Origin of the sequence: Mesorhizobium sp. M7A.F.Ca.US.005.03.2.1, assembly GCF_003997795.1 — a bacterium.
Classification (GTDB): Bacteria; Pseudomonadota; Alphaproteobacteria; order Rhizobiales; family Rhizobiaceae; genus Mesorhizobium; species Mesorhizobium ciceri.
The window spans coordinates 1-791 of sequence record NZ_RZRP01001442.1 but is presented as its reverse complement, the minus strand read 5'-3'; the positions used below and the strand labels follow the sequence as shown (position 1 = coordinate 791).

The window sequence follows — 791 nt, the reverse complement described above, 5'->3', positions numbered from 1 at the left end:
ATGTCTTTACTTTCCTGTCCGAGGGATCGCGCGACGCGGCGGTCTGAACTCGGAACGTTTTGCAGGGCACGCTCGTTCTGCATCCGCACGCCGAGGGAGAAATGCCGATGCCGTCGAATTCCGCGCCGAAGTCGCCGGTCAAAAAGACATCGGCCGTCCGCTCGCTCGAACATGAGCGACATGAAGCCCCGAGCGCCGAAGAGGAACTCGAGGAAGGCCTTGAAGACACGTTCCCGGCCAGCGATCCGGTATCCATTACCGGAACCGCCATCCCCGGCGCACCGGCGAAACCGGGCAAGGCCAAGACCGTGCCGGGGCGCAAGAAGCGCAAGACCTAGTATTCCATCGGGCCAGATCGCATCGGACCTTCTCAATCTCCTTGGGCGTGCTATTTAAAGCGCTTTGGGAGATGAAAATGCCGACAAAAGCGATCGTTTGGGGCGAGAACGTCCACGAGCAGACCAATGAAGCCGTGCGCGAACTCTATCCCTTGGGGATGCACGGCACCATCGCCGCCGCGCTCAACCAGGACAAGGGCATCGAGGCGGCCACCGCCACCTTGCAGGAGCCCGAGCACGGCCTGAGCGAAAAGCGCCTGGCGGCCACCGACGTGCTTTTGTGGTGGGGCCACGCGGCGCATGGCGAGGTCAAGGACGAGATCGTCGAGCGGGTGCAGAAGCGGGTGTGGGAAGGGATGGGCCTGATCGTGCTCCATTCCGGTCACTACTCAAAGATCTTCAAGCGGCTGATGGGCACGCCCCGTTCGCTGAAATGGCGCGAGGCGGGCGAGC

At 62.6% G+C, this 791-nt stretch carries 2 protein-coding genes; both read left to right on the top strand.

Going from position 1 to position 791, the window contains the following annotated elements; genetic code table 11:
• The first annotated feature begins 107 nt into the window (after positions 1-107).
• Positions 108-338, top strand: a complete 231-nt coding sequence (locus tag EN991_RS38355) for a hypothetical protein (protein ID WP_024502775.1) — start codon at positions 108-110, stop codon at positions 336-338.
• Positions 339-415: 77 nt separating this feature from the next.
• Positions 416-791: ThuA domain-containing protein (locus EN991_RS38350; RefSeq protein WP_206519366.1), on the top strand; the 376-nt coding region annotated here is incomplete at its 3' end.